This is a genomic window from Sporosarcina sp. Marseille-Q4943 (assembly GCF_943736995.1).
Classification (GTDB): Bacteria; Bacillota; Bacilli; order Bacillales_A; family Planococcaceae; genus Sporosarcina.
In genome coordinates, this window is the sequence record NZ_OX031157.1 from 1,542,605 (window position 1) to 1,565,276 (window position 22,672).

Consider the following 22,672-nt stretch of genomic DNA (forward strand, 5'->3'; position numbering starts at 1 on the left):
CGACTTGACGGACTTTACCACCAACTCGCCCCGTTTTACTTCATTTACAAAACAAAATCATACAAAAGTTCCTGAAAATGAAATTTTCCTGTAAGTAAACCCGTTATACTGAATGAAACACTAATCGACATGCGCATGTCCGTTTCAGTTAGGAGGTCACTATGGAACACGAACAGCTATGGATCCAGCAAGTGTTGGCAGGCGACAAACAAGCCTATGCCCACATTATTAATAATTATAAAAACCAACTGTACGCAACCATTTTGCGGATGACAAAAAATCCGCAGGATGCCCAGGATCTTGTCCAGGATGCATTCATTAAAGTGTATCGCAACCTCGATAAATATGACGCTAGCGGTTCATTTTCCGGCTGGCTGTACCGAGTAGCCATCAATCATTGCATGGATGAGTTCCGCAAAAAAAGAAATAAGACAATTCACGTAGAAATAGACGAGACGAAAGTGGTTAATCGTGAACATCCGGAAGTGGTCTTTTTAAAGAAAGAAAAGAGCCGGCAACTTGAACGGCTGATCGCCACGTTGCCCGAAGACGAACGGCTCATCATCCTTCTCCGTTATGTCAATGAAATCAGCTACGAGGAAATTGGTGAAGTGATGGATGTCCCATTATCGACAGTCCGCAACAAACTGCATCGGGCGAAGATTAAAATGAGAGAAACGGTGAAACGTGAAGGAGGCTATTTTCATGAACTGTCCAACAGCTGATAAGCTATCGCAATTTGTAGATCAGTTGCTACCTAAACAGGAAACGGCTGAAATTGAAGCGCATGTACAGTCATGCACTTCCTGTGGAAAAGTTGTGAATGCATTTCAAAAGGAACAGCGCTTCATTGAAGAAACCTTGCAAACACCGACCTTGCCTGAAAATTTCACTGATCTTGTATTGGATCAGTTAGAACCATATGGGAAATTGAAAAAACAACGCAAAACCGTTTGGAAACGAGTAGCACTTACTGCAGCGGGTGTTATTTTAGCGGTAAGCATCGGTGCAACCGTCAACCCTTCCTTTGCTCAATTTATCGGTGGACTGTTCTCTTCTGACAAAGTCGATAAAGGGCTTAATCTAGCTGCTGAGGCTGGGCTTACGCAAAAGGTTGATTTGCAAGTTGAAGATCAGGGACTGAAGTTTGTTGTAGAAGAAGTCATTGCCGATACTTCAAGGGTTTCACTCTCCTACAAAGTACTAAATGAGAATGGAATTCCGCAAGATACTCGTTTGATAAATCCTGGCAATGAAATTACAGCCATCGATCAAAACGGCAACAAAGTAAATTGGTTAGGTACAAGTTGGTATAAAGATAGTGATTATGGTTACGTAGAGTTCAATCTTCACGATCAAGGCAATAAGATAGAAAAACTTATGATTCAATTCAGTCTTGTCGAACTGAATGGAGTAAAGGGCAATTGGCAGTTACAGGTCCCTGTCGATCTGACTGAAAATCGAAAGCTTACAAAATTGGTGGATATAAAGGATGCATCCGCCGTCCATCACGGTGTGGAAATCAATTTGAAGAAACTGCAAATCGCCCCCTCTTCTTTTGGATTATTTTTCGAGACATCACTCACAGAAGAGGAAAAAACAAAGTATGAAAGGGCAATGCGCGAGTTTGAGGATAAGTTCGGCAAAGATAAAATGGATTCGCTTTTCCGTGGGAACACTTCAGGGATTTCCTACCATATTAAAAATGCAGAGGACGAAGTGATTTATTCAACGAGGGACATGTTGCGTGGGACGGTCGAAGAGATGGATAAATTCGGCCACACCACTTGGACCCATTTATACATCCCTAAGAATGAAGATCAACTGACCTTTGTATTGGATGGAGTCTATAAAAAAGAAGCTACAGACATTGCCTTGACAATCAAACCGAAAGATCTTAATAAACATCCTGTGTCGTTAGACTATAAAGGAAATCAATTAACAGTCAAAAGGGTGATAAAGCCACAGTTCGGAGAAGAGAGATCTGTCATCATCAATTTGGATGGTAGGATAAACTCACTCAACACAGACTTAGGTAGCTGGATAGCCGTAGACGACAAAGGAAATAGCTACACTGCCAATCTTAATGGCTCCCTCACTGAGGGTGAAAAGAGCAAATACGGCATCAAGGCAAGATTATCTCTGGAATTAGAAGGTTTGAAAGAAGTGCCCGATGAATTGACGCTATACCTTGTTTCGATGTCATTCTATTACCCTGTTGAAGAGGAATGGCAAGTTCCGTTGCTTGGCGAAAATTAAATAATATTTTATAGGTCGCATTCACACTTATTCATGTAGTATGGATGCGGCCTTTTGTAGTTTGAACAATTCGTATAGTATTTAATTTGTAGTGTTACATAGATTAATTGAAATCTTTTTTATATAACCGTTACCGATTATAAAAGATTGCGTCTAAGTAAGTAACAAGCGAGGTGACGATATGTCCAGTGAAGTGTGGTTCGATGAATATTATGATGCTGTCTACAGTTACATCCTTATGCTCGTGAAGGATTCCCATACAGCAGAGGACTTGTCCCAGGAGACATTTATGAAAGTGATTCGGAATGAACAGCAATTCAAGGGGGACTCCCTCGTCAAGACATGGATTTTCCGTATCGCCTACACGACGACAATGAGTTATTTCAGAAAGAAAAATCCAATTACGTATTTTCTTGATCTCCATACACATAGTTCCAAGCACGAACAATCCTCGGAAGACATTGTGCTCCTAAATTTACAGCAAAGACAGTTTTACGAAGCGCTCCGCCAACTGAAGCCAAGCTACCAAAACGTAATCATCTTACGAAAGATTCAAGGATTCTCGACAAAAGAAACGTCAGTCATTCTTAATTGGTCAGAAGGAAAAGTGAAGATGAGTTTGTCGAGGGCGCTTGCTGCTTTCAAACAGGAATTAGAAAAAGGAGGGGTTACAAGTGAAACACTTATCCGATGATCGCATAACGGAGGAATTGGAGAATCTTAGTCAGAAGTTTAAACCATCACGCGCACAAAAAGATAGAGCTCATAGTATTATTTTTCAAGAGAACCACTATAGAAAAAAGGTTAGGATTCAAAAGTGGATACCGACTGTTGTTACATTTATCCTTTTACTATCTATCATCTCTGGCGCCTTCTATCTAACTAACGATAACGTTTTGCAAAGTAACAATGACGTTACATCTGACTGGGATGGATTTTACGTACAGCAAACAAGCACAAATAGCAATACTCAATTCACTATTTATTTCCACAATGGAACGCTGATTATAGAAGATATAACTCCGTATTCTACATCTGGTGAGAATTTTAACGCAGAAAAATTCAAAAAGCATATTACAATCACTGATACGAAACTAATTCCTGGAAAATATAAAGAATACAGTGTAACGAAGAACGAAGATGCTTATACAATTGAAGTAAAAGGAGAGACAGAATTCACTTATACCCTAAACAAAGTTGCACCAAGAAAATATATAGGTGAAGACGGGATTGAATATTCAACTAGTTTATATTTGGATTTTTCGGAAGTGATCACAGATGATATAACACCGGAACGTTTGGAAACCGCCCCACAAAATGAACATACATTTCTGATTGAATGGGGTTCCGATTCGATGGATAGAGGAAATCATGATTTCGAATCACATGAGCACGGGCAGCTTGTCGTTTCAACTGATTTCGACGAGCTTAAACGGGGGCAGGCTGTTTACTATCATATGCCGCCTTCTGTCATCGCCAAGAATGCCGCAGTTCCTGAAATGTATATCGGAAGAGTCGTCGGATTACCCGGTGAAACAGTCGAAATTAATGGCGGCCAAGTGTATATTGACGGAAAGATGCTTGATACGTTTTATGGCAAAGCAACAAGGCGTGGCGCAGGCGAAGAAGAGTATTTTAATACGGTACCGAGCAGTGTATATAGGGATGAACAAGGGATAAGGGATTACTTCAATATGAACATGGCAGCCGTAACTGTTGAGGAAAATACGGTGTTCATCCTCGTTGATCAATGGTGGCGAGGATACGATAGCCGTGAGTACGGTCCTTTGCCGGTTGGTGAGATAGAAGGAATCATTACCGGCATTGCGGATTGATATGATATAAGTAAAGGAATAAACATTGGGGGATGTTCAGGAAACTCTAATCCGTCAAGCTCCTGTTGGAATCAACCGTAATACCAAACGACAATTTATCAAAAACGTTTGAGGATAGAATTATGTTACTCCAGACATCTACTCAAGGTTAAATTAAGCTGTATTCATTGGATAAATAAAAAATACAGAGCAGGATAGCTGAAGTGGCCTATCTGCTCTGTTTTGATTAACCACTTTTTCTACCCAATCCTTCTATCTGCGGTTTCAGGCTTAGATCTACCATTTCGTTCACACTTCTAACTTTCCTTACGTATGATTTTCTTTAACTCAATTAAGTCGTCAATTACGACATCCGCCTGAGCAAGTTCGTCTTCTATTGCAAAATCGAAGTTGCAGCCAATAGCAAGTAAACCATTATCTCTCGCTGCGTGTATATCTGAAAGTCGATCACCTACTACCGCTCCGTTGGTAATACCATACTTTTGTACAATACTCCGAACTAAGTGCGATTTATTCATGGAGTCAATTTGCTCGATACTAAAAGTTTCTGTAACCCAACGATCCAAATGATAATAGCTCACGATAGCTTCGAGGTAATCAATTAACCCATTGCTTGCTATGTAGATTGAGCAATTATTCTCTGTTAAATAAGTGAAGACTTCCTTTACATCAGGGTATAAAGCGCCGTTCCCATTTCTTATATTTTCAAGTAACCTTTTAAGAAAATACGCATCCGTGAGTTCCCTTTCTTCCTTTGAATGATCGGGCATTAATGTTTCCCACACTATCGGCAAAGGCACCCCCATGATTTCACGATATTTCCCTATAGGTGTGGTGCTGTTCCATTTACCCATTGACCGTAAGTGTTCAAACGTATCATCGAGCGCTAATTCCAGGATTCTATCTGTTTGAAAAAGTGTGCCGTCCATATCGAAAATAAAAGACTGTATCATATCCACTCTCCTATACAATGTTTAGTTAGAGATCACTATGCCCTCTCTTCTACAGTCGATGTTATTGCTTCATTTTTAACCTCTAAAATGTATTCCTTCCATACATAATCGCGTCCACCGTTCTTTGCGTACCAGTCTTTCACACGTTCTACGTGAGCTTGATCATTTCTTATCTTGGATTCGATGTTTACATAATCCTCATAACTGTCATATTCCCAAATAGCAAAGATCTCGACAGTTCCGTCATCATTCTCCTTCATCCAACGACCAATTAACCGAGAACCGTATTTAAGCTGATTAGGCAAATTGGTTTTATTGAAGTGTTCATTAAAGTTCTCAACAAACTCTTTTTTCACAGTATAAAACTTTCTCCGATAAAACATAGTATCCCCCCAATACTGAAAAGAAGATAACAGACGATCAACATCATGTTATCTTCCTTCAGTAATATTTTTATCAGTTTCGATACATCACGTCGCCCGCCACGACCGTCATAACGACTGTCGTGTCGAGAATCTCTTCCCCTTCAGCTTCAAACAAATCCCTATCAAGCACCGTGAAATCAGCATCGAAGCCGACGCCGAGCTTTCCGCGTGAATCAGCCTTTCCAATCGTCGCAGCGCTGCCCGATGTGAATAAACCGACCGCCTCGAACATGCTCAACTTCTCTTGCGGCAAGTACCCTTCATGCGTCTCTCCCGGCTTTCTCCTCGTCACCGCCGCATAAATGCCGAGCAGCGGATCGACCTCTTCAATCGGCGCATCCGATCCCGCACCGCAAATGAACCCTTCGTCAATTAGCCGCTTCCATGCATATGCCCAGTCAAGGCGGTCCTCCCCTAGCTTCTCCATCACCCACGGAAAGTCGGACGGCACGAAAGCCGGCTGGATATCTAAGACGATAGGCAGTTTCTTCATCCTCTCCACCAAATCGTCACGCAACACATTCACGTGAATGAGTCGATCTCGCTTCCCTTCCGGCACTGGATAACGCTCGATTGCGTCCAATCCTTTTTCAACCGCTCCGTCTCCGATCATATGCATCGCCACTGCTTGCCCATGTTTCCGCGCAGTCGCCACAAGTTCATCGATCTCCTGATCTGTCAACACAGCTGTGCCGTAAGTGGACGGATCATTCGCATATGGCTCACTCAACAAAGCGGTGCTACCGCCAAGCGACCCGTCAATGAAAAACTTCATCTCTCCCGGATCAATCCAAGGTTCGTCATACGTCGCTTCGTCTTCCATCAGTTGTGTGAACACCGTCGAGCGACGGAGCAGATGTGCACGGAACTTCTTCTTTTCGCCGATGACATTCCGGAATGCTTGCAACGGATTGCGATAATCGCCGTAATATCCGAGATCATCCGTCACGGCTCCGGTCAGTCCGAGCGACAATAAGTCGTCGACTGATTTCTCCAGCGCCTTCTTCAGCATCTCCTCCGTCGGTTCCGGAATGAGTTGCAGCACGCGATCCATCGGGCCTTCTTTTAATACCCCTGTCGGCTCGCCGTTTTCATCCCTCTCAATGACGCCATCATCCGGATCAGGAGTATCTTTTGTAATACCTGCGAGCTCCAATGCTTTCGAATTGACGATTGCCGCATGCCTGCATGTCCGTTTCAGATACATCGGAGAATCCGTCACATGATCGAGATCGTGGCGCGTGAAAATCTTTTTATCTGCAAAATTGTTTTCATTCCATCCTTCGCCGATGTACCACTCGTCCTCTTTCAAATCGGGATAGGCGGTTTCAAGCATCTGCATCATTTCATCAGCAGACTTCGCCTTGGATAAATCCAAACTGAGCAACTTCTGACCGTGTCCGATCATATGCATATGATTATCGATGAATCCTGGGTAGAGCACAGCCCCATTTAAGTCAATTTCATTTTCAGCTTCACTTTTTAATTCCTCATATGTGCCCACCGCGATGATTTTACCGTTTTCCGTCAGCAGCGCCTCGATGGTTTCCCCTTTCATTTCCATTGTATACAGCTTGCCGTTATGCCAAATCGTTTTCATCTTGATTCCCCCTTTTCTTCCTTAATTCTAAACTTTCGTGCAACGTTGGGCAATCTAATTCGAAATGCTATAATAGAACTATCATTACAGGGAGGGATTTTTTATGAGATTGACTGTTTATTTAGCAGGGGAAATCCATACATCTTGGCGTGAAGAGGTGAAACAGAAAGTCGCGGCTTTGAATTTGCCGATTGACTTCGTCGGGCCGATGGAAGACCATGACCGCTCGGATAATATCGGGGAGGAGATTTTAGGCAAGCAGCCGGATGCAATCTTCAAGGATGCCGCCGCTTCCAGTTTCAACAACTTGCGGACTGAACTTCTCATGAAGAAAGCCGATCTTGTCATCGCTCTTTTCGGCGAGCAATACAAACAATGGAACACGGCAATGGACGCGAGTGCCGCAGTCGCATACGGCAAGCCGCTCATCCTTATCCGTTCCGAACAGCATCATCATCCGTTGAAGGAGCTTTCCCGCAAAGCGCATGCTACGGTCGAAACTGTCGACCAAGCTGTAAAGGCATTGCATTATATTTTCGAATGAATGAAAAGGCTATCCGACTGAGGATGGCCTTCTTTCATTTCCATGCCATTGTAATTCGGTTACCACCAACTTGGGCGAGTTTACCACCGACTCACGGCGTTTTACCACCGACTCACGGCACTTTACCACCGATTCTCGACAATTTACCACCGATTCGTCATCATTCAGCCCTTTTACACATCACTTCTCCTTTACACAACCTTTACAACACCTTCATACTCCCTCAATAATCCTCTCGTACACTAAACGTAAGCCTCAAACTAACTAGGAGGATTACAAATGACATTACTTCTTGATCGTATAAAGGAAAAACCATTATCAGTTGTGCGAAACGAAAGCTGGCATAAGCCGATTTATGAAACGAACGGCTTGAATTTATGGTACGGCACGTCGCATGCATTAAAGAACATTGATTTATCGATTAATGAACGCGAAGTGACCGCCATCATCGGTCCATCAGGATGCGGGAAATCGACGTTCCTGAAAACATTGAATCGGATGGTGGAAACAGCGACTGATGTCTCCATCTCAGGCAATGTCACGTTCAAAGGGAATAATATTTTGGGCAAGGCGATGCCTGTCGAAATTCTTCGTTCTAAAGTCGGCATGGTGTTCCAAAAGCCGAATCCCTTCCCGAAATCAATTTACGAAAACGTCGCATTCGGCCCTAAAGTGCACGGCATCCGCAATAAGGCGATGCTGGATATGATCGTGGAAGATAGCTTAAAAAAAGCGGCGTTATGGGATGAAGTGAAAGACCGTCTCCATAAAAGTGCGTATAGCCTTTCCGGCGGACAGCAGCAACGGTTATGCATCGCAAGGTGTCTCGCCATTGATCCCGAAGTAATTTTGATGGACGAACCGACTTCCGCCTTGGATCCGGTATCGACTCACAAGATTGAAGAATTGATCCGCTCCATTAAAAACGATGTAACGATCGCCATCGTCACACACAATATGCAGCAAGCCGCCCGGATTTCCGATCGCACCGCATTCTTCCTAAATGGCGAAGTGATCGAGGAAGATCGGACGACAACAATCTTCAACAACCCTTCGGATACATTAACAGACGACTATATTAACGGCCGTTTCGGTTAATCTTTGGAACCCACTTATTATAAGTGGGTTTTTATTTATATTTTAACACTTATTTACAATACCTTTACACGATACCAACACTCACTTAACAATGTGCCGTTATGATTTAGTTGTGAGGGAGATTCCTTCATCTACATTAGAATTTAAACCAGGGGAGGATTTATCAATGAAGTTTAACAAGTATCTGTTATTCATGATCATCGCTGCGTTTGCAGTTGTTCTTGCAGCATGCGGCAAAGACGGTGACTCCGGAGAATCGGACAAAAACAAAGCATCCGCGCAAGGAGCCGAACTGGAAGGCAGCGTCGCTATCGACGGTTCCGGAACAGTGTACCCGCTTATGGCCCGACTTGCTGAAGAGTATATGGTGAACGAACAAGAGAACGTATCCGTTGAAGTGAGCCGTGCCGGTACAAGTGCAGGGTTCAAGAAATTCCTCGTTGAAAACGGAACAGACTTCAATGATGCTTCCCGCCAAATTAAAGATGAAGAAGCAGCAGAAGCAGATAAACTTGGAATTGAAGTGAAAGAATTGAAAGTTGCCTTGGATGGCCTTACTTTCGTCATCAATAAAGAAAATGATTGGGCTACTGAGATGACGCCTGAACAATTGGTCAGCATATTCCTTGCAGATAGCACTGTTGAGAAATGGTCCGACATCAATCCTGATTGGCCGGACGAGAAGATCAATGCGATGGGGCCGAATGAAAACCACGGAACATACGAGTTTTTCTATGAAAGTATTCTTGATAAACAAGACATGGATAGCTCAGTCAACTTGCAGCAGGAATACTCGACACTCGTGAACCTCGTTTCCGAGGACAAAAACGGCATCGCCTTTTTCGGATTCGGCTACTACGTTAATAACAAAGACAAAATGAATGCTGTTGCAGTCGACTTCGGAAATGGTCCTATTGAGCCGGCGTTGGATACGATCTCGGAAGACGGAGCTTATGCAGACTTCACTCGCCCTGTCTTCACGTACTTGAATGTGAATCATGCGAAAGAAAAGCCGCAAGTAAAAGATTTTGCAATTTACGTCATGAACAATATTAATAAATTCGCAGGTGAAACAGGCTTTGCACCTATTCCGGAATCTGAAGTGAAAGAAAACGTCAGCTTCCTCGAAGGACTATAAAAAGCATTAAAAGGATGGGGGCTGTTAAAAGCCTTCATCCTCTTGCCTCTTACCGGAAGGAGTATTTTAATGATAAATCATGAACTACCAAAGGCAGATAAATTGAATATCCGGGACATGATCGATCAAAACCAGCGCAGCAATTCGATTAGAAGAAGAATCGAACGGCTGATTCCCATCTTCCTCATGTTGATTGCCTCATTATCCGTCCTGACGACAATCGGCATCATTTGGACACTGTTATCCGAAACGGTGGAGTTTTTTAAACGGGTGCCTTTCCTCGATTTCTTTACGGGCACCGTCTTAAAGCCATTGAGCCAGAACCCTGAATTCGGGGTGCTTCCGTTATTGATGGGTACTATCACTTCTTCATTGATTGCGATGGCGGTAGCTGCTCCGATCGGACTCATGGCCGCCATCTACTTGAGCGAATACGCTTCACCGAAAGTGCGGAAAGTCGTCAAGCCGATTCTTGAGCTGCTTGCCGGCGTGCCTACAATCGTCTATGGGTTTTTCGCCTTCACTTTTGTGACGCCGCTATTACGTGAATTCATTCCGAGCCTCCAAGCGACGAATATTCTGAGCCCCGGTTTAGTCATGGGAGTCATGATCATCCCAATGATCGCCTCCCTATCCGAAGATGCGATGAGCTCCGTTCCGAACTCGATGCGTGAAGGGGCTTCTGGATTAGGTGCCACGAAGCTTGAAGTAACACGCAAAGTTGTCATTCCTGCGGCTCTTTCCGGCATTATCGCTTCGTTCGTCCTCGGCATTTCTCGAGCCATTGGGGAAACGATGATTGTGACGATCGCAAGTGGCAGCACAAAAAACTTCACTTTCGACATTACACAATCGATGCAGACGATGACCGCTTATATCGTCGAAGTAACGGGCGGAGACGCCGCTGCCGGTTCGACAGTCTATTACAGCTTATACGCAGTGGCAATGACGCTTTTCGTTTTCACCCTCGTGATGAACCTACTTGCAAGAGCTGTCTCCAAAAAGTTCAGGGAGGAATATTAAGATGAATCAACTAAGCGAAAAGCAACTGACACGGCGGACGAAGCGCCGTTTACTCCTGAATCGGTTTTCGAAGTCCATTTTCATGCTCTCTGCATTCTTTGGATTATTCTTTCTTGCCGTTTTGCTTGTCCGTGTCGTTACGGAAGGCATCGGTTCAGTCAACCTCGATTTTTTGACCGGTAAATTATCGACCCAGCCGGAGCGCGCAGGCATCATGGGAGCGATTCTAGGAACGTTCTGGCTTATGCTCGTCGTCGCCCCCGTCACGATGTTCATCGGCGTAGGCACGGCAATTTACTTGGAGATGTATGCAAAGAAAGGCCGGTTGGTCAGTTTCATTCAGACGAATATCTCAAACTTGGCGGGCGTCCCTTCCATCGTATACGGGATACTCGGTTTGACGGTATTTGTACGGGCGATGGACCTTGGCAACATTGTCCTCGCCGGAGGTTTGACAATGTCTCTACTGATCTTGCCGATTGTCATCGTCGCAAGCCAAGAAGCGATCCGTTCCATCCCTTTCCATCTAAGCGAGGGATCTTACGGGTTGGGCGCGACGAAATGGCAAACGATTCAGCGGATCATTCTGCCGGCAGCATTGCCGGGAATTTTGACGGGGGCCATTCTTTCCTTATCCCGCGCAATCGGGGAAACGGCGCCGCTCGTCGTCATCGGCATTCCGGCATTGCTTATCCCATTCCCGGGAAGCATCATGGACCGCTTCACAGTATTGCCGATGCAAATTTATTACTGGACACTGGATGCTTCGTTAGTTGCGGAATATGCCAATCTGGCAGCCGCTACGATCATCGTTCTGCTAGTGGCACTGTTCATCTTGAATTCCACAGCAATCATCATCAGGAATAAATTCCAGCGTGTATTTTGAGCGGGAATTGTTATCGCATCCAATTGTGGGTGCGATTTTTTTATTCCACAAAAAAACTGGAAACTCCCCTATAAGAAGTTTCCAGTCCATTTCTTATTCTTCTATACCCATTTCTTCACGCACAACGTCCGCAATGCGGTTGACAAAGCGTTCGCAAGTATTGTGATCCGGTGATTCGACCATCACACGGACGAGTGGCTCCGTTCCTGATGGACGGACGAGCACTCTGCCGTTGCCAGCCATTTCCTCTTCAACTTCCTTAATAACTGCAGCGACTTTTGCATTTTCAGTCACTTTGTTTTTATCAGTAACTCTGACGTTGACTAGTTCCTGCGGATAAATCGTCATCTCGCTTGCTAGGTCGGATAGCTTCCGACCAGTTCGCTTCATAATGTTGACGAGTTGCAAGGCAGTCAACAGGCCGTCCCCTGTCGTATTGTAATCGAGGAGAATGATATGGCCCGATTGCTCTCCGCCGAGATTGTAATTTCCTTTTCTCATTTCTTCAACTACGTAGCGGTCCCCAACAGCAGTCTTTACGCTCATCATGCCGTGGCGCTCCAATGCTTTGTAAAAGCCGAGGTTGCTCATGATCGTGGATACGATCGTATCGGATTTAAGACGGCCTTTCGATTGGAGATGGCGGCCGATGATGAACATGATCTGGTCACCATTAATGACACGACCGAGTTCATCGACTGCAATGAGACGGTCTCCATCTCCGTCAAAAGCAAGTCCGATGTCCGCACCTTTATCGACCACTAGCTGGCTGAGTCCTTCGGGATGTGTAGATCCAACGCCGTCATTGATGTTCAAGCCATTCGGAGATGCGCCGATTGTCGTCAGGTCCGCATCGAGATCTGCAAAGACGTGCGTTGCCAATGAAGAAGTCGCGCCATGTGCACAGTCAAGGACGACATGAAGATCCGTGAATTCCTCATCGACTGTCTGTTTCAAGTATTGGATGTATTTATGGCCACCTTCAAAGTAATCCGTCACAGTGCCGACATCCGCACCTACTGGACGAGGCAGGCGATCTGTCTCTTCATGCAAGAGTGATTCAATTTCCTCTTCCTGCTCATCTGTCAATTTGAACCCGTCCGCGCCGAAAAACTTGATGCCGTTATCCTCAAAAGGATTGTGTGATGCTGAAATCATGACACCCGCCTGTGCATTCATGACACGCGTCAAATATGCGACACCCGGCGTACTGATGATTCCGAGCCTCATCACTTCGACTCCCATTGATAACAGACCTGCAATCAAAGCGTTTTCCAGCAAATGGCCGGATATACGGGTATCCCGTCCTACAAGTACTTGGGATGTCTCCTGGGAATCTCTCGTTAACACATATCCGCCAATCCTGCCAAGCCTAAAAGCAAGCTCTGGCGTTAATTCTTTATTGGCAATCCCACGGACGCCATCCGTCCCGAAATACTTTGTCATTGTCCATACTCCCTTTCAATGCTCATAATCAACTTCTTCATTATGCAAGCCTTATTTCCAATGTAACTTCATTCTCTGAAAGCTTCCAAGCAATATTATCAGGTGCAACTACAGTGAGCGGGTATGCATGCTCTCCTTCCTCATCCGTACCGGAAGCATCGATGCTAATATCGAAGTCCGAAGCGTCGATTGAATTAATGACATCCTCTTTCGCAGTCACTGTCACATCGACAACTCCATCTGTCGGCTTCAAAAAGGTGCTGCTATATTTCTCATCTAACCCTTTCACAGCGACAGGGATGTTTTTAAACTCCTTTGTTACATCCTCCTCGGTTGGAGTGATCGATACGTCAGGAGGAGAATCGTCACCACTTATAGTGGTCACGTTAATATTCACCTTGATTTTATCAGCCGATAGCTTGGAAACACCCTTCGGTTTTGGAAGGTTCAATTCTACGGTTTGTGATTCCTTCACCTTCGAAATATCGACATCTACTCGGAGCTCGTCTATATTCTCAAGCGTCTTCTGCGGTCCGAAAAGTGTCACCGTCTTTGTATTCGTGAGGATCGAGTCGATGACGATGTTCTCACCCGGAACGCCTCTTTCCCTGAGGACGATCGGCACTTCTTTACTATTTTCTTTAACTTCCACTTTGACCGTCACTTCTTCAGGCTCAATCTTGACGTTCAATTTGTTCAAATCCCGGTCGAGTACACGTACTCGGCTCTTTTGTTCAAATGATTTATTAATTCCCGGTTCCCCGGTTACCGAAACCTTCACGAAGCTGATCGCTTCCACGACACTTTTAGCGCCTGTCACTTGAATTGTGGAAGGCTCGACTTCCATTTTATCGACATAGAAATCCTCTGCCAGCAATCGTTCGTTCAACTCAGGGTCGACTTTGAATTGTTTGGATATTTTCTCCTCGATGACGACATCCACCGTCGGAGGATCTATTCTCACATTCAGCTTTTCCGAAAGGTTTTCCGCTTCTATTTCCACAGTATGACGTCCCAAATTTAGGGTCCTCAGATCGACTCTCAATGTGAAATCCCTTAACAGCTTTGTTGTCGATACAAGGTTCGAAGGTCCGTCAATTGATATATTGACCGTTTTCGGCACTCCCGTTACAACAAGATTTTCATTATCATAAAACACTTCCACCGGGACATCACGAAGAACATCCTGGGTATCACCGACCGTGGAACTATTCGTTTCATCATCTGCCTGGACGGAAAAGAAAAGGATGATGGCAAGCGCCAATGCAGTGAAACGAAGGAACCATGGTCGATCCATTAACTTATCCATTTTTCTGTTTCCCCCATTTCCAGAATGGAGTGGATGAAGTTTCAGTTTCCGCTCCAAACCATACTTGCCGAAGCTGTTTCTCAAATTCCTCCATCGACAGATTCCGATTGATATCCCCATTTGCGGTGATGCTGACGGCACCCGTCTCTTCGGATACGACAATCGTGATGGCATCGGTCACTTCACTGATGCCGAGAGCCGCCCGGTGCCGAGTTCCGAGCTCCTTTGAAATGAAAGGGTTTTCCGATAGGGGTAAGTAACAGCCGGCAGCTGCAATCCGATTCTTTTGCAAAATGACAGCTCCGTCATGCAACGGAGTATTTGGAATGAATATATTGATGAGTAATTCCGACGTAACAATCGAGTTCAACGGAGTCCCGGTTTCAATATACTCGCTGAGTCCGGTCTCCCGTTCAATCGAAATAAGCGCTCCAATACGCCGCTTTGCCATATAGCTCACCGACTTGGTGAAGGCTTCGATCATGCGATCACGTTCCTCTTCTTCCTGCATTGCCGACCTCGCAAATAAACGGCCTCTCCCTAACTGCTCCAAGGCACGGCGCAATTCAGGCTGGAAGATGATGATGACTGCAAGAAAGCCGAATGTGAGCACTTGCTCCATCATCCACTTCAATGTATTGAGCCCAAGATATTCAGTCAGGAATTGGGCGAATAAAATGACGAATATCCCTTTTAACAGCTGTACCGCTTTCGTGCCTTTTATGATGGTGATCAATTTATAGAAAACAAACCAGACGAGAAGCACATCCACTATATTTTTCAGTATTTCAATCGGACTTGAGTTTGTAATCATTTCCCAACCAGGCATGCGCTTCCCTCACCTTCATCGCAAATTCTTTACTTCAGTATATCATACAGCCCAGTTTCAATGCTCTTGAAAACGAAAGAGGACTGGTTACTAATGGGAACGTTTTGGTTGATGTTTTGTTTCCTTCCCCTATGTGTTAATCGTTCATTCATTTAATATAAAAAAACGACCGCTCTCCCATTGCCGGGAAGGCGATCGCTGTCATTGCTATTATTCCTGCGGCTCCTCGTTGGAGGACGGGAAAATATCCTTGACTGTCGACTTGATTTTATACCATAGCCAGTCGAAAGCTTGATCAATCTCTTCACTTTTCCCTGTAACGACTGCTGTCGATGCCATATATTTTGCGCCGTGGATAACAGTTACATTGCCATCCACTTCCCCTTCGATCCGAAGATTGCCATTTGTGACGACGATGTCCCCTTTCACGACTTCTCCGGCAGGAACGACGACCGTTTCCCCTTCGACGACAAGATTCGGCTGCTTCGTGAAGGAGAATTGCTGATCATTACTATAGCTTGAAAAGAGCGTTGCGCTCATTAATAGTAAAAATAGTGCGGCCGCAGCCACGAGTGGGTGCCTGCGTAATAGGCGCTGAAAGCCGGCTTGCGATTTTTCTTTCGGGAGACGTGCCATGACGCCCGAGACAAATCCGTCCGGTGCCTGGATTGGAGCAGCATCCTTCAGGAATAAAGCCGACATTTTCAGTTCATCCATCATATCCCTGCAATGTTCACAGGCAGCTAAATGCTTTTGCAGCATCTGCTCATCTTCTCGGCTTATGTCTCCGTCTAAATACGCGTGCATTAAATGGATTATTGGTTCCTGACACGTATTCATACTTAATTCCCTCCTACATATTACCCATTTGCTTCCGTAGCGCTTCCCGTCCACGGTGAACTCGGGTCTTTACAGTACCAAGTGGTAACTCTAAAATATCACTGATCTCCTGCAACGGCAATTCTTCCATATAGCGAAGAATGATGACGGTACGGTATTTTTCGGGAAGCCGTCCAATCTCATACTGGACACGGTCCTGCGCTTCCATACGCTCCACTTCTTCCTCCGGCAAGTCGCCGGCCGCTGCAATTTGCGAGTACATGTTGAGGCCATCCGTTCCAGGTACTGTCGCATCGAGATAATAATCCGGCTTCTTTTTGCGGATTCTGTCGATGCATAAATTTGTTGCAATCCGAAATAACCACGTAGAGAACTTTCGTTTCTGATCATACGTATGAATGTTCACATAAGCACGTACAAAAGCTTCCTGGGCTATATCTTCCGCTTCTTGGGGATTGCCAAGCATTCGATAACAAACATGATACAGCCGATGTTGAAACATGGTGACAATTTCTTCGAATGCATCCTGATCGCCTTTGATCACTTCATTTATTCTTTTATTGACCAATTCATCCAATGACTTTCATCCTCCGCTCTATGCGGCTGTTCCTTCTATACGATTGAAGGGTCCAACAGGTTTCATTTTTTAATCCATATTTTTTATTTTACCAAAGTTTGATAGTTATTTCCGTCTTTTTGGGAAACTCTTTACAAAAAAACGCCTGGATCGGAATCCAGGCGTCATCCTCATAATAATTTTTCCCCTAACAATGATCCCATCAGTCCAACTGCGACATCTGCAGTTTTGTTTCTTTCATCGAGAATCGGATTAACTTCGACGAACTCAGCAGACGTGATCAAACCCGAATCCTCAAGCATTTCCATTGCGAGATGGCTTTCGCGATAGCTTATTCCACCCGGCACCGGTGTTCCGACTCCAGGTGTGTAGAGTGGGTCGAGGCCATCCAAATCCAGTGATAGGTGGACCCCATCCAGGTTCTTCGCCTTCAAATAATCAATCGCTTCCTTCATGACCGAAGTCATGCCATCCCGGTCAATTTCATGCATTGTGAAAACTTTGATGCCTAGAGCTTTAATTAATTCACGCTCGCCCGGATCAACTGAACGCGCCCCGATGATGACAATGTTTTCGGGCTTCACTTTCTGCCCTTCTTTGAAAATATTTACTAGTCTTTCATGGCCACGTCCCATCAGGACCGCAAGCGGCATTCCATGGATATTACCTGAAGGTGAAGTTTCCGACGTATTCATGTCGACATGCGCATCATACCAGATGACGCCTAAGTTTTTATATTTTGCGGTCAAACCTGCAATTGTCCCAATGGCAATACTGTGATCGCCTCCGAGAACGAGCGGAAAGTTCCCTTTCTCTACGACATCAGCTACCCGGTTTGCGAGTTCAGTCGTCGCTTGGACAACTTCCTCCAAGTTTTTCAACTTTGCAACTTCCCGATCCTTACGTTCGACAGCACTTACTTGGACATCCCCCTCATCCTTCAGCGTATGTCCGATTGCTTTCAATCTATTTACCGCTCCAGCATATCGGATGGCGCTCGGTCCCATGTCCACGCCTCTACGGCTTTGCCCATAATCTAGCGGAACCCCTATTAATGATATATTCATTTTTTTCATATTTGTCAGCCCCCCATCCATATTGTAATTCGTTAAATGGAATGGCTCAACCTGACAAGTTTACGGATATTTATTCATTTTCCACGGATTTCGAAAACATGAATTCACAGTCTATTGGAGACAGAGGCTTGCTGAAGAAATATCCTTGACCTTCTCTACAGCCTAATCTATGGAGGATATTCGCTTGCTCTTCTGTCTCGATCCCTTCAGCGATAACATTGAGGCCCGCCGTGTCAGCCAACGTTACGATCGCCTTGACGATTGCCCTGCTGTTTTCATTCACATCGATGTCCTTCACAAATGACATGTCGATTTTCACTGTATCTGCTGGCAGTTCTTTTATATAGCTGAACGTGCTGTACCCCGTCCCAAAATCATCTATCGAGACATGCATGCCTAACTCCCTGATCCGTTGAATCGTATCCCGCATTTCCGCCCGATCCGCGAAGGAGCTCTCGGTCAGCTCAATTTCAATCAGTTCCGGTTCAGCTTCCTCTTCGAATAAAATCCGCTTGATCGTCTCGACGATATCGGGATCTTCCAGCTGGACAGTCGACATATTTACCGCCATCCGAAAAGGTGTATACCCTTGACGTTTCCATTTCACTGCCTGCTTGCAAGCTTCCCGCAACACCCATTCGCCCAATGGCAAGATGATTTTCGTCTCCTCCGCCAAAGGGATGAATTTATCCGGCGGGATCCGACCGAGATCAGGGTGGATCCAGCGAACTAAAGCCTCAATCCCTGACAAATTTCTGCGCGACAAATTCATTTTTGGTTGATATTCCAACGTAAAATGCCCCATTTGAACGCTTTTACGTAATTCATTCTCCAATAAGATGCGTTCCAACGTTTGCGTCGCTGTCCCCGGCTCGTACACTTTATAGTTTCCGCCGCCACGCTCCTTGACATAATGAAGTGCCTTTTCGGCCTTCATAATTAGCTCTGATGCCGTTTTCGCATGCTTCGGAAATAGTGCAATCCCGCTGCTAGTGGAAATGGTGCATAGTTCACCGTCAATGCTGATTGGACTTTCCAAACTGGCCTTTATTTCCTCCATCAGTTGCTCAGCTTCTTCTTCATTCGCCGCCTCCGTTAACGTGAATGAAAATTCATCACCAGAAATTCGGCCGATGATGTCCTCAGCACGGAGTACTTTCTTCAACCGCTTCGCGACAATCGACAGCACATAATCCCCGGTTTCCTGTCCAAAGGAGTCATTCACATTGCGCAGTCTGTCAATGTTCAAATAAACCAATCCTAGTCTTGACCCAGTGTTCTGCTGTTCAGTAATAGCCGCACGCAGCTTTTTGGCGAAAGCATTGCGATTGAGCAAAGACGTTAGTTGATCGTTATACGCAAGGTGACGGTTTTCTTCGACAATCTTACGGTAGATTTCCGCGTCCTTGCGAATCTTCTCCTCCATGAGCTTTCGTTTCGTAATATCATAGCGGATGGAGATATATCGGTTTGGAATCCCTTTTTCATTCAAAAACGGAACAATTTTCGTATCAACCCAGTAGAAGCTGCCATCCTTCGCACGGTTGCGGATTTCTCCATGCCAGACCTTCCCCCGTCCAATTGTCGTCCACATGTTTTTGAAAAACTCTTTCGGATGATAGCCGGAATTAATGATCGAGTGATTTGCCCCGATCAGCTCTTCCGCTTCATACTTGGATATTTTCGTGAACAATTCATTGACATAGGTGATTGTTCCAGTGCGGTCGGTCATCGCGATGATGACTGATTGATCGAGGGCAAACGCTATATCAGCGAGCATCGCCTCCACATCCTGCTGATTGTCTAATCCCGTCATTTTTCGCATTGTTTTATAATAGTCATGCATAGGAACCAAATCCTTTCTGCTAACCCTCTTGCTGTCGTTTAGTTGAATTACTGTCGTAACTATACAGGCATGAAATCAATACGGGGTATCGCAAGTTCTCCTTCCTCTTTCATAAGTTCTCGTTTATGCCGGAAATGTTCTCATTCCTGTTGTTAAAGTTCTCGTTTATGCTAGAAATGTTCTCATTCCTCTTTAAGGAGTTCTCGTTCTTGCCGTTGAAGTTCTCGTTTCTATCGAAGAAGTTCTCATTCCTTACACAGGCTTGCTTCTAGCTGTCTCTACTATACCTTTCTATGATACCCGTAAAATCTGTATAAGATGGGTTAGCTGAATGAACATTTTTCGAAAGTGTTGGGGGATTTTAGGCAATAAAAAAAATCCTATCTTTTGATGGATTTGGGTGGGTTTGTATTTAGTTTGTGGGGTTGTTTAATAATTTCTTTTTAATTAAAACCAATTTGCTCGCAATTACCTTGCGGCATTGCTCGCAAAACTTTTTTATCGCGAAGCGCTAAAAAAGTTTGGCTGGGGTAGCTGGATTCGAACCAACGAATGACGGAGTCAAAGTCCGTTGCCTTACCGCTTGGCTATACCCCAACGTTAAAATTGAGATAAGCTTCGCACAACTGCGTCAGCTACACTCGATCAGTCAGTCACGTAACATTATTGCTATATGTATAAATGGTGGTGGGGGACGGATTCGAACCGCCGAACCCTGAGGGAGCGGATTTACAGTCCGCCGCGTTTAGCCACTTCGCTACCCCACCAGGTTAAAATTGTGATAAGCTGCGCATCTCTTTGTCAGCTTCTATCGTTCACTCGGTCACGTACTAGTGTACGCTCCCTCTTCTATAAAGTAAAAAAACAAACATGGTGACCCCTACGGGATTCGAACCCGTGTTACCGCCGTGAAAGGGCGGTGTCTTAACCGCTTGACCAAGGGGCCATATTAAAATTAGAATCTACTTCTGAAGCGCACAAATGTTATATTAACAAACTTACTTACATTGTGCAAGCCTTTTTTATAATTTCTTTTCCAAGCTGCAGGCTGACATAAAAAAAGCGTCTTCCCATGAAACAGAATTCGCAAGTTTCATCTGGAGCTTCCAACCGGATTCGAACCGGTGACCTCTTCCTTACCATGGAAGCACTCTACCTACTGAGCTATGGAAGCATAATAATGGCTCCGCAGGTAGGATTCGAACCTACGACCGATCGGTTAACAGCCGATTGCTCTACCACTGAGCTACTGCGGAATCGTAATTAATTGTTCCAACGACAATATTTAGTTTAGCCGAGATGCAGAAAAAAATCAACTCTTTTTTCATTACCCCGTGACGACTTTTTTATATTAGCATGTCCAATCATATTGGTCAAGCCTCTATCATAAAGTACCTTATAGATTACTTCGTTTCAAAGGGGATATGACTTGAGAGCAAAACTAATTATACTCATAATCATCTGCTGCGCAGCCGCACTATTTTTCCCAAGCATGCCCGGTTCTGATTCATTAAAGACTGTTTTCCGTTTGACGGACGAGCCGAATGAAGTCATCGTCAGGGGAATGTCGGGCTCCGCATTGACAATTAATATTTCATTCGGTGACGAGGAAGTGGAGGAGCTAATCAGTGAATTACAATCTCCTTATCCATTGCTTCTTCTTGATATGGAATGGGCCGAGCGCTTTCCCGAAATCGTACAATTGATCAAGAAACGCAACATCCCAACCGGCTTATTGGGACATGCCGGGATGGAGTATGAACAGAATACACCTTTATTGGTCGAACAACTGGAAGTGTACGAGAAGTTTTTCGGGGTCAAGCCGTTATGGTTTAGGACGTTCGATGAGCAGTTCCCTTACTCATTGCGAAGCACGCTTTGGGATACCGAAGTGAACGCCCTCGGTTCTTCAGTCCGCTGGCATACGGGAGAGCCGCCGCCAGTCATCGAAGGAGAAATTATTTCGTTGCCCCACCACCGCGAAGAACGGATTACCTTAACCAATTTTAAGAAGCTGACTGAAACGCGGCAGAACAAATCATTGGAAGACGTCCTTTTCAACATGTCCATCAAGACAAAAAAAATGCCGGAATAACAAAAGCAAAGGGCGCCTGCCTAGTGGCGACAGGCATAAGACAAAGATGTGGAGTGGCGGTCTTTGCCACGTAGCATCTTTGACTTATGACCCCGAGACACTGGCGCCCGGAGTCTAGACGTAAACAAAAGCGCGGTTCCCATATTTGAGGAACTGCGCTTCTTGTCATTTTGCCTTCGCCGTTTTCGCCGTTTTTGCCGTGTTCGATTTGCGCGCCTGTCTACGTGCATCGAGTTTTGCTTTGTCCTCATCGGATTGGCGGTTGTACTTCGGCAGCATAAGTATTTGATAAGCATTAACCGCGAGAAGCGGGAATAATAAAATTGTCACCCATGTATCGATATTGCCTGACCGGACCATTAATGCCGGCAGCCATTCGAGCGTCGTAATGACAATCATGAAAAACAGAGCGGAAATGAGTGTATGCTTTTTCGTCCATTTCGCTTTGAAATAAGCCGTAACAATGGATACTGCCAATAACGAAAACAGCAACGTCAAATAAAGGATTGTCCGCCCTGTTTCCCCTGCCGTCAGCTTAAATCTGAAGAACACCAAGTCAAAGATGACTACGGCGATGATCAGCAGCTGCACCCAATTCCATAACGTCAATGATTTGAATAGGTTCACGCCGAATTGGTGCACCGTCAAATAGGCGAAGAAGCCCATCTGTGCGACGACGCTCATCGTGAAGCCAAGGAAGATCATCCATAAAAATGCACTGAGAAACTCCATGTACTCTCCAGCCGATAAATATTGTGAAAAGAATTCCCAACGGACGATCAACCCTAGAATCCCCGTGACAATTCCACCAATTAACAATGCAGTAAAAAAGAATTTAACCCAATTTCGTATGGTCACGATACTGTTCCCCCGTTTTTAATTGCTCCCAATAG

Annotated in this window: 21 protein-coding genes and 5 tRNA genes; 10 read left to right on the top strand and 16 right to left on the bottom strand. The window is 44.9% G+C overall.

Annotated elements, in window-relative coordinates:
• The first annotated feature begins 161 nt into the window (after nucleotides 1-161).
• The 4 genes from NIT04_RS16765 to lepB all read left to right on the top strand — a co-directional run bounded on the left by NIT04_RS16765 (nucleotide 162) and on the right by lepB (nucleotide 4,094).
• The gene (locus tag NIT04_RS16765; protein WP_252504669.1) at nucleotides 162-725 is read left to right on the top strand and encodes an RNA polymerase sigma factor; all 564 of its coding nucleotides are present in this window, start codon (nucleotides 162-164) and stop codon (nucleotides 723-725) included.
• The gene (locus tag NIT04_RS16770) at nucleotides 706-2,259 is read left to right on the top strand and encodes a DUF4179 domain-containing protein (RefSeq protein ID WP_252504670.1); all 1,554 of its coding nucleotides are present in this window, start codon (nucleotides 706-708) and stop codon (nucleotides 2,257-2,259) included. The genes NIT04_RS16765 and NIT04_RS16770 overlap by 20 nt, the downstream gene beginning before the upstream one ends.
• A gap of 181 nt (nucleotides 2,260-2,440) precedes the next feature.
• Nucleotides 2,441-2,953, top strand: coding sequence for an RNA polymerase sigma factor (locus NIT04_RS16775; RefSeq protein WP_252504671.1), 513 nt, complete (start codon nucleotides 2,441-2,443; stop codon nucleotides 2,951-2,953).
• The gene (lepB, locus tag NIT04_RS16780; protein WP_252504672.1) at nucleotides 2,934-4,094 is read left to right on the top strand and encodes a signal peptidase I; all 1,161 of its coding nucleotides are present in this window, start codon (nucleotides 2,934-2,936) and stop codon (nucleotides 4,092-4,094) included. Before NIT04_RS16775 ends, lepB begins: the two co-directional genes overlap by 20 nt.
• Before the next feature lie 296 nt (nucleotides 4,095-4,390).
• On the opposite strand, the gene NIT04_RS16785 is transcribed toward lepB, so the two are convergent.
• From NIT04_RS16785 to NIT04_RS16795, 3 genes are all read right to left on the bottom strand, one after another.
• Complete coding sequence (locus tag NIT04_RS16785; RefSeq protein WP_252504673.1) at nucleotides 4,391-5,047, bottom strand: HAD family hydrolase; 657 nt, start codon at nucleotides 5,045-5,047, stop codon at nucleotides 4,391-4,393.
• Between the two features lie 35 nt (nucleotides 5,048-5,082).
• A complete protein-coding gene (locus tag NIT04_RS16790) occupies nucleotides 5,083-5,430 on the bottom strand; it encodes an NIPSNAP family protein (RefSeq protein WP_252504674.1) in 348 nt (115 codons plus the stop codon).
• Nucleotides 5,431-5,503: 73 nt separating this feature from the next.
• The gene (locus NIT04_RS16795) at nucleotides 5,504-7,072 is read right to left on the bottom strand and encodes an amidohydrolase (RefSeq protein ID WP_252504675.1); all 1,569 of its coding nucleotides are present in this window, start codon (nucleotides 7,070-7,072) and stop codon (nucleotides 5,504-5,506) included.
• 103 nt (nucleotides 7,073-7,175) lie between these two features.
• Between NIT04_RS16795 and NIT04_RS16800 the strand changes: the two genes are divergently transcribed.
• From NIT04_RS16800 to pstA, 5 genes are all read left to right on the top strand, one after another.
• A complete protein-coding gene (locus tag NIT04_RS16800; RefSeq protein WP_252504676.1) occupies nucleotides 7,176-7,616 on the top strand; it encodes a YtoQ family protein in 441 nt (146 codons plus the stop codon).
• Nucleotides 7,617-7,895: 279 nt separating this feature from the next.
• On the top strand, nucleotides 7,896-8,714 hold the full coding sequence (gene pstB / locus NIT04_RS16805; RefSeq protein ID WP_252504677.1) for a phosphate ABC transporter ATP-binding protein PstB: 819 nt from the start codon (nucleotides 7,896-7,898) through the stop codon (nucleotides 8,712-8,714).
• A 166-nt stretch (nucleotides 8,715-8,880) separates the two neighbouring features.
• The gene (locus NIT04_RS16810; RefSeq protein WP_252504678.1) at nucleotides 8,881-9,852 is read left to right on the top strand and encodes a PstS family phosphate ABC transporter substrate-binding protein; all 972 of its coding nucleotides are present in this window, start codon (nucleotides 8,881-8,883) and stop codon (nucleotides 9,850-9,852) included.
• Nucleotides 9,853-9,921: 69 nt separating this feature from the next.
• The gene (pstC, locus tag NIT04_RS16815) at nucleotides 9,922-10,875 is read left to right on the top strand and encodes a phosphate ABC transporter permease subunit PstC (protein ID WP_252504679.1); all 954 of its coding nucleotides are present in this window, start codon (nucleotides 9,922-9,924) and stop codon (nucleotides 10,873-10,875) included.
• Nucleotide 10,876: 1 nt separating this feature from the next.
• On the top strand, nucleotides 10,877-11,761 hold the full coding sequence (gene pstA / locus NIT04_RS16820) for a phosphate ABC transporter permease PstA (RefSeq protein ID WP_252504680.1): 885 nt from the start codon (nucleotides 10,877-10,879) through the stop codon (nucleotides 11,759-11,761).
• A 93-nt stretch (nucleotides 11,762-11,854) separates the two neighbouring features.
• Here pstA and glmM read toward each other — a convergent pair whose 3' ends face one another.
• From glmM to NIT04_RS16880, 12 genes are all read right to left on the bottom strand, one after another.
• Nucleotides 11,855-13,207 (bottom strand): phosphoglucosamine mutase, encoded by a 1,353-nt coding sequence (gene glmM, locus NIT04_RS16825; protein ID WP_252504681.1) that lies wholly within the window; start codon nucleotides 13,205-13,207, stop codon nucleotides 11,855-11,857.
• A gap of 40 nt (nucleotides 13,208-13,247) precedes the next feature.
• Nucleotides 13,248-14,516: a YbbR-like domain-containing protein gene (locus tag NIT04_RS16830; RefSeq protein WP_252504682.1), complete on the bottom strand. Its 1,269-nt coding sequence runs from the start codon at nucleotides 14,514-14,516 to the stop codon at nucleotides 13,248-13,250.
• Nucleotides 14,509-15,345, bottom strand: coding sequence for a diadenylate cyclase CdaA (gene cdaA, locus NIT04_RS16835; protein WP_305880115.1), 837 nt, complete (start codon nucleotides 15,343-15,345; stop codon nucleotides 14,509-14,511). The genes NIT04_RS16830 and cdaA overlap by 8 nt, the downstream gene beginning before the upstream one ends.
• A gap of 210 nt (nucleotides 15,346-15,555) precedes the next feature.
• Nucleotides 15,556-16,185 carry an anti-sigma factor gene (locus NIT04_RS16840; protein WP_252504683.1) on the bottom strand — a complete coding sequence of 210 codons (630 nt, stop codon included), beginning with the start codon at nucleotides 16,183-16,185 and terminating at the stop codon, nucleotides 15,556-15,558.
• Between the two features lie 13 nt (nucleotides 16,186-16,198).
• The gene (gene sigW, locus NIT04_RS16845; RefSeq protein ID WP_252504684.1) at nucleotides 16,199-16,762 is read right to left on the bottom strand and encodes an RNA polymerase sigma factor SigW; all 564 of its coding nucleotides are present in this window, start codon (nucleotides 16,760-16,762) and stop codon (nucleotides 16,199-16,201) included.
• Nucleotides 16,763-16,932: 170 nt separating this feature from the next.
• A complete protein-coding gene (gene rocF, locus NIT04_RS16850; RefSeq protein WP_252504685.1) occupies nucleotides 16,933-17,838 on the bottom strand; it encodes an arginase in 906 nt (301 codons plus the stop codon).
• Between the two features lie 70 nt (nucleotides 17,839-17,908).
• On the bottom strand, nucleotides 17,909-19,684 hold the full coding sequence (locus NIT04_RS16855; RefSeq protein ID WP_252504686.1) for a bifunctional diguanylate cyclase/phosphodiesterase: 1,776 nt from the start codon (nucleotides 19,682-19,684) through the stop codon (nucleotides 17,909-17,911).
• Between the two features lie 522 nt (nucleotides 19,685-20,206).
• Nucleotides 20,207-20,281 (bottom strand) — tRNA-Gln (locus tag NIT04_RS16860).
• 85 nt (nucleotides 20,282-20,366) lie between these two features.
• Nucleotides 20,367-20,451: transfer RNA gene (locus NIT04_RS16865), tRNA-Tyr, on the bottom strand.
• Between the two features lie 104 nt (nucleotides 20,452-20,555).
• A tRNA-Glu gene (locus NIT04_RS16870) sits at nucleotides 20,556-20,630 on the bottom strand.
• Between the two features lie 152 nt (nucleotides 20,631-20,782).
• Nucleotides 20,783-20,858 (bottom strand) — tRNA-Thr (locus NIT04_RS16875).
• A gap of 7 nt (nucleotides 20,859-20,865) precedes the next feature.
• A tRNA-Asn gene (locus NIT04_RS16880) sits at nucleotides 20,866-20,940 on the bottom strand.
• A 173-nt stretch (nucleotides 20,941-21,113) separates the two neighbouring features.
• On the opposite strand from NIT04_RS16880, the gene NIT04_RS16885 reads away from it, so the two are divergent.
• Nucleotides 21,114-21,779: a hypothetical protein gene (locus NIT04_RS16885; protein ID WP_252504687.1), complete on the top strand. Its 666-nt coding sequence runs from the start codon at nucleotides 21,114-21,116 to the stop codon at nucleotides 21,777-21,779.
• Between the two features lie 165 nt (nucleotides 21,780-21,944).
• Here NIT04_RS16885 and NIT04_RS16890 read toward each other — a convergent pair whose 3' ends face one another.
• Nucleotides 21,945-22,637, bottom strand: a complete 693-nt coding sequence (locus tag NIT04_RS16890; RefSeq protein ID WP_252504688.1) for a KinB-signaling pathway activation protein — start codon at nucleotides 22,635-22,637, stop codon at nucleotides 21,945-21,947.
• Between the last annotated feature and the right edge of the window lie 35 nt (nucleotides 22,638-22,672).

Excerpts from the sequence above, each read along its gene's own strand:
- NIT04_RS16775 (WP_252504671.1), top strand. The coding sequence starts at position 2,441 with ATGTCCAGTGAAGTGTGGTTCGATGAATATTATGATGCTGTCTACAGT.
- pstB (WP_252504677.1), top strand. The coding sequence starts at position 7,896 with ATGACATTACTTCTTGATCGTATAAAGGAAAAACCATTATCAGTTGTG.
- NIT04_RS16840 (WP_252504683.1), bottom strand. The coding sequence starts at position 16,185 with ATGAATACGTGTCAGGAACCAATAATCCATTTAATGCACGCGTATTTA.
- NIT04_RS16770 (WP_252504670.1), top strand. The coding sequence starts at position 706 with ATGAACTGTCCAACAGCTGATAAGCTATCGCAATTTGTAGATCAGTTG.
- rocF (WP_252504685.1), bottom strand. The coding sequence starts at position 17,838 with ATGAAAAAAATGAATATATCATTAATAGGGGTTCCGCTAGATTATGGG.
- NIT04_RS16830 (WP_252504682.1), bottom strand. The coding sequence starts at position 14,516 with ATGGATAAGTTAATGGATCGACCATGGTTCCTTCGTTTCACTGCATTG.
- NIT04_RS16855 (WP_252504686.1), bottom strand. The coding sequence starts at position 19,684 with ATGCATGACTATTATAAAACAATGCGAAAAATGACGGGATTAGACAAT.
- NIT04_RS16795 (WP_252504675.1), bottom strand. The coding sequence starts at position 7,072 with ATGAAAACGATTTGGCATAACGGCAAGCTGTATACAATGGAAATGAAA.
- pstC (WP_252504679.1), top strand. The coding sequence starts at position 9,922 with ATGATAAATCATGAACTACCAAAGGCAGATAAATTGAATATCCGGGAC.
- NIT04_RS16790 (WP_252504674.1), bottom strand. The coding sequence starts at position 5,430 with ATGTTTTATCGGAGAAAGTTTTATACTGTGAAAAAAGAGTTTGTTGAG.
- NIT04_RS16810 (WP_252504678.1), top strand. The coding sequence starts at position 8,881 with ATGAAGTTTAACAAGTATCTGTTATTCATGATCATCGCTGCGTTTGCA.
- NIT04_RS16785 (WP_252504673.1), bottom strand. The coding sequence starts at position 5,047 with ATGATACAGTCTTTTATTTTCGATATGGACGGCACACTTTTTCAAACA.
- NIT04_RS16800 (WP_252504676.1), top strand. The coding sequence starts at position 7,176 with ATGAGATTGACTGTTTATTTAGCAGGGGAAATCCATACATCTTGGCGT.
- NIT04_RS16765 (WP_252504669.1), top strand. The coding sequence starts at position 162 with ATGGAACACGAACAGCTATGGATCCAGCAAGTGTTGGCAGGCGACAAA.
- cdaA (WP_305880115.1), bottom strand. The coding sequence starts at position 15,345 with ATGCCTGGTTGGGAAATGATTACAAACTCAAGTCCGATTGAAATACTG.
- glmM (WP_252504681.1), bottom strand. The coding sequence starts at position 13,207 with ATGACAAAGTATTTCGGGACGGATGGCGTCCGTGGGATTGCCAATAAA.
- pstA (WP_252504680.1), top strand. The coding sequence starts at position 10,877 with ATGAATCAACTAAGCGAAAAGCAACTGACACGGCGGACGAAGCGCCGT.